Source organism: Methylophaga sp. UBA5088 (genome assembly GCF_002414625.1).
GTDB classification, from domain to species: Bacteria; Pseudomonadota; Gammaproteobacteria; order Nitrosococcales; family Methylophagaceae; genus Methylophaga; species Methylophaga marina.
This window is the reverse complement of the sequence record NZ_DIAC01000037.1, coordinates 16,956-18,113: the sequence shown is the minus strand read 5'-3', so window position 1 is coordinate 18,113 and position 1,158 is coordinate 16,956. Positions and strand designations below refer to the sequence as shown.

Annotated in this window: 1 protein-coding gene; it reads left to right on the top strand. The window is 45.4% G+C overall.

Annotated features, from left to right (window positions below):
* Nucleotides 1-1,158 (top strand): efflux RND transporter permease subunit (locus B4K20_RS05265; RefSeq protein ID WP_289282140.1); only part of this gene is annotated, 1,158 nt, incomplete at both ends.

The following is a 1,158-nucleotide window of genomic DNA, read 5'->3' as shown; positions in this document are numbered from 1 at the left end:
AGAATTTTATTTAACTTTTTCCCCTCGCCAGAAGGCACAACCATTACAGCGAATGCCCGTTTCGTGGCAGGCACCCCGAAGCAAGATGTTGAGCAATTTTTGCAGCACATCAATCTGGCTTTGGATAAAGCAGAGGCTGATTACGAGCAAAATATCGTCAAGATGGCTGTGACACGTTTAGGGAGTGCATCTTCTGCCAATTCTAATGTCAGTAGCAGTCAGGCGGATGAGCGTTTTGGCTCTGTTCAACTGGAGATGATTTCGCCTGATAAACGCGATATTAGAAACAAAGCGTTCATTCATGACTGGCGACAATATATCGAGCTTCCGCCCGGGATTGAAACGTTTACGATTAGTGAAATGCGTGGCGGTCCACCGGGTAGTGATATTGATATTCGTCTGAGTGGCGCGACAGCTGAGCAGTTAAAAAAAGCCTCACATGAGATCGCCGAGAAGTTAAAAAACTATGCCGGTGTCAGTGCGATTGAAGATGATATGCCCTATGGTCAGGAACAGTTAATCTATCGCATCAAAGGGCAAGGCGATGTGCTGGGATTGACTGTTGAAAATGTGGGACGTCAATTACGAGCAGCATTTGATGGTCAGTTAGTTCAGATATTTCAGGATGGTGATGATGAAGTAGAAGTGCGCATTATGCTACCTGATGCAGAACGCAATACGCTAGCGACATTAGAAAATTTTATGCTCAGATTGCCTAACGGTGGCAGTGCACCGTTATCCAGTGTGGTTGAGTTTGAGTCTCGGCGAGGCTTTGATGTACTCAGACATACCGATACCCAACTAGCCATACATATCACGGCGACCGTTGATGCTGTGGTGAATAATAATAATGCCATTCTAAATGATATGAAAGCTTCGTTTTTACCGGCCTTATCCTCTAAGTATGGGGTGAAAATAGCGTACGAAGGTCGTGCCGAAGAACAAGCAGAGACCATGACTGATATGGCCCAAGGCACGTTGCTGGCTTTTGTGATGATTTACCTGGTGCTGGCTTGGGTCTTTTCCTCTTACGGCTGGCCATTGGTTGTCATGGCAGCCATTCCATTTGGTCTTATCGGTGCTTTAATCGGTCATTGGTTATTGGGTATTGATCTGACCATTTTGTCTTTGTTTGGTATTTTTGGTCTGTCAGGCATT